General features: G+C 66.1%; 3 protein-coding genes. All 3 read left to right on the forward strand.

The window, feature by feature from the left end; translation table 11 throughout:
- The first annotated feature begins 221 nt into the window (after nucleotides 1-221).
- On the forward strand, nucleotides 222-1,646 hold the full coding sequence (locus A5634_RS13345) for an ammonium transporter (RefSeq protein ID WP_155769530.1): 1,425 nt from the start codon (nucleotides 222-224) through the stop codon (nucleotides 1,644-1,646).
- Nucleotides 1,643-1,981, forward strand: coding sequence for a nitrogen regulatory protein P-II (gene glnB, locus A5634_RS13350; protein WP_065144525.1), 339 nt, complete (start codon nucleotides 1,643-1,645; stop codon nucleotides 1,979-1,981). Before A5634_RS13345 ends, glnB begins: the two co-directional genes overlap by 4 nt.
- Before the next feature lie 16 nt (nucleotides 1,982-1,997).
- Nucleotides 1,998-3,947 (forward strand): [protein-PII] uridylyltransferase (locus A5634_RS13355; RefSeq protein ID WP_081290408.1); only part of this gene is annotated, 1,950 nt, incomplete at its 3' end.

Raw genomic sequence — 3,947 nt, forward strand, 5'->3', positions numbered from 1 at the left:
CAATCACCACCGCGGCCACACAGCACTCGGCGGTCAACCACCAGCCAGCCGTGTACCTAACCTCTCAGGTCAGTACAGCTAGCTATTACACAGCAACTTTTACGTTAATCCCGACGAAACATCGCTGCCCCATTCGCGCAACAACTTATGCGCATGGTTCTGGATCAGGTCGCCAGTCATCATTCTGGGGCCCTCCGAACGCTGACTGGAGGTGATAGCGAGTGAGTGACTTCCCGGTAATGGGTGTGCCCAATACGGGCGACACCGCCTGGATGTTGGCGAGTTCCGCGCTCGTGTTGTTGATGACGCCGGGGCTGGCGTTCTTCTACGGCGGCATGGTGCGCGCCAAGAGCGTGCTGAACATGATCATGATGAGCATCAGCGCAATGGGCGTCATCACGGTGCTGTGGGTGCTTTATGGCTACTCGATGGCATTCGGAACCGACACCGCACACCTGGTGGGCAGCCCGACCCAGTTCTGGGGCTTGAAAGGGCTGATCGGCGGCAACGGTGCTGAACAGACCGCCACCGCCGCTGCGACGAACATCCCGCTGGTGGGCACCTTGCCGGCCACCGTGTTCGTCGCGTTCCAGCTGATGTTCGCGATCATCACCGTCGCCCTGATCTCGGGTGCAGTGGCAGACCGGTTGAAGTTCAGCGCCTGGCTGGTGTTCTCCGGGCTGTGGGCGACGCTGGTCTACTTCCCGGTCGCGCACTGGGTGTTCGCGTTCGACGGTGTCGTCGCGGAAAAGGGCGGCTGGATCGCCAACAAACTGCACGCGATCGACTTCGCCGGCGGAACCGCTGTGCACATCAACGCCGGTGTTGCCGGCCTGGTGCTGGCCATCGTGCTGGGCAAGCGCAAAGGCTGGCCCACCACACTGTTCCGGCCGCACAACCTGCCGTTCGTGATGCTCGGCGCCGGCCTGCTGTGGTTCGGCTGGTACGGGTTCAACGCCGGGTCGGCGACCACGTCCAACGGGGCCGCGGCGGCAACGTTCATCACCACCACCGTCGCCACCGCTGCCGCGATGCTGGGCTGGCTGCTCACCGAGCGCATACGCGACGGCAAGGCCACGACGCTGGGGGCCGCCTCGGGCATCGTCGCAGGTCTGGTTGCCATTACGCCGTCGTGTTCGTCGGTGAACGTCCTGGGCGCGTTGGCGATCGGCGCGCTGGCCGGTGTGCTGTGCGCGCTGGCAGTGGGCCTGAAGTTCAAGCTGGGCTTCGACGACTCGCTTGACGTGGTCGGAGTGCACTTGGTGGGCGGGCTGATCGGCACCTTGATGGTCGGCCTGGTTGCCGCACCCGAGAGTGTGGCGATCAACGGCGTGACCGGCGTGTCCAAGGGATTGTTCTACGGCGGCGGGATTGACCAGTTGGAGCGGCAAGCGGTCGGCGCGTTTGCCGTTCTGGCCTACTCCGGCGTTGTCACACTTATTCTGGCGCTTATCCTGAAGTACACCATCGGGCTGCGTCTGGGGGCAGAGCAGGAAGCTGCGGGCATCGACGAGTCGGAGCACGCTGAGAGCGGCTACGACTTTGCGGTCGCCAGCGGTTCGGTTCTTCCCCGTGCCAGCCTGCCGGACACCCCGAACGGCCTGGGAGCGCGCTTGGGCGAGAAAGTGGAGGCGGAATACTCATGAAGCTGATCACCGCGATCGTGAAGCCGTTCACTCTTGACGACGTCAAGACCAGCCTGGAGGACGCCGGCGTCCTGGGTATGACGGTCAGCGAAATCCAGGGCTACGGTCGGCAAAAGGGTCACACCGAGGTCTACCGCGGCGCTGAATACTCGGTCGACTTCGTGCCCAAGGTTCGCATCGAGGTCGTTGTCGACGACTCGATCGTCGACAAGGTCGTGGACAGCATCGTGCGGGCGGCCCGGACCGGCAAGATCGGTGACGGCAAGGTGTGGGTCAGTCCCGTGGAGACCATCGTGCGGGTACGCACCGGTGAACGCGGACCCGACGCCTTGTGAGAAGAATCGGCCGGGTGTGACGCCGGACCCTTCTGAAACATCGAAAACGGAAGTAACGCAAGCAGATAGCGCCGTTGCGGCAGTCAATTTGGCTGCCGCGCGGCGCGAACTGTTGTCTGACGGACTTCGTGGGATGAAACCCGCCGAGATGCGGCAGGCGGTGCTGGATCTTTATGAAACCTGGTTGAGTGCAAAGGCTTTGGAGATCGGCATCACCGCCGACAGCGGTTATGCAATCGTGGCCGTCGGCGGGCTCGGCCGGCGTGAGATGCTGCCGTATTCGGACCTCGACCTGGTGCTGCTGCACGACGGTAAGGGTCCCGAGGAGCTGGGTTCGGTCGCCGACAAACTGTGGTACCCGTTGTGGGACGCCAACATTCGGCTCGACCACAGTGTGCGCACGGTCGGCGAGGCGCTGAGCACGGCCGGCGCCGACCTGACCGCCGCGCTGGGCATGCTCGAAGCGCGTCACATCGCGGGCACCGAGGCGCTGTCCGCCGAGCTGATTACCGGGGTACGACGGCAGTGGCGCAGCGGGATCCGTTCGCGCATGGACGAACTCGTGGACGCGACGCACGCCCGCTGGCTGCGCCTGGGCCGGATCGCGCACCGCGCGGAGCCCGACCTGAAGTCCGGGCGCGGCGGGCTCCGCGACGTTCAACTGCTCAATGCGCTGGCGCTGGCACAGCTCATCGACCGGCACGGCATGTCGCGCGCCGACACGGCGGTCGGTTCGCTGGACGACGCCTACCTCTGTTTGCTCGATGTGCGCACCGAGCTGCACCGGGTTTCGCAACGCGGCCGCGACCAACTGCTGGCCCAGTTTGCCGACGAGATCAGCGAGGCGATGGCTGTCGGCGACCGATTCGACCTGGCGCGCATGCTGTCCAGCGCGGGCCGCACGATCGGCTTCCACGCCGTCACCGGGTTGCGTACCGCCGCCAACGCGTTGCCGCGCCGCGGCATCACCGCCTTTGTTCGGCGCCCCAAGCGGCGTCCGCTGGACGAAGGCGTCGTCGAGTACGCCGGCGAAATCGTGCTTGCCCGCGAGGCTGCACCCCAAACCGATCCCGGTCTGGTGCTGCGGGTGGCCGCCGCATCGGCCGATACCGGTGTGCCGATCGGGGCGGCGACGCTGAATCGGTTGGCCGAGAACGCGCCGCCGCTGCCGACACCGTGGCCGCGGGCGGTCCTGGACGACTTGTTGGTGGTGCTGTTGGCCGGTCCCACCGCGGTGCCGACCATCGAGGCGCTGGACCGGACTGGGCTGTGGGGCCAATTGCTGCCGGAGTGGGATGCGATCCGTGACCTGCCGCCGCGCGACGTCTCGCACAAGTGGACAGTCGACCGCCACGTCGTCGAGACCGCCGTGCACGCGGCACCGCTGACCACCAACGTGGCCCGGCCCGACCTGCTCGCGCTCGGCGCGTTGCTGCACGACATCGGCAAGGGGAGAGGCCTGGACCACTGCGTGTTGGGCGCCGACCTGGTGATCCCGATCGCGCAGCGGATGGGCTTGTCAGCCGCCGACACCGACACACTGACCAAGATGGTCCGCCATCACTTGCTGTTGCCGATCACCGCCACCCGCAGCGACCTGAACGATCCCAAAACCATCGAATCCGTGTCCGAAGCGCTGGGCGGAGATCCGCAGCTGCTCGAGTTGATGCATGCGCTGACCGAGGCCGACTCGAAGGCCACCGGGCCGGGCGTGTGGAGCGATTGGAAGGCATCGCTGGTAGCGGACCTGGTGCGGCGCTGCCGATTGGCAATGGCCGGTGAGCCGCTGCCGCAAGCCGAACCGACTGCGCCGCACTATCTTTCGTTGGCGGCCCAGCAGGGTGTGCATGTCGAGATCAAACCGGGCGACGGCGAACGGCTACACGCGGTGATGGTCGCACCGGATGAACGCGGGCTGGTGTCCAAAGCCGCGGCGGTGCTGGCGCTGAACTCGCTGCGGGCACCC

Source organism: Mycobacterium asiaticum (genome assembly GCF_001673365.1).
Lineage (GTDB): Bacteria > Actinomycetota > Actinomycetes > Mycobacteriales > Mycobacteriaceae > Mycobacterium > Mycobacterium asiaticum_A.

Coding starts and splice junctions, on each gene's coding strand:
- glnB (WP_065144525.1), top strand. CDS start 1,643: ATGAAGCTGATCACCGCGATCGTGAAGCCGTTCACTCTTGACGACGTC.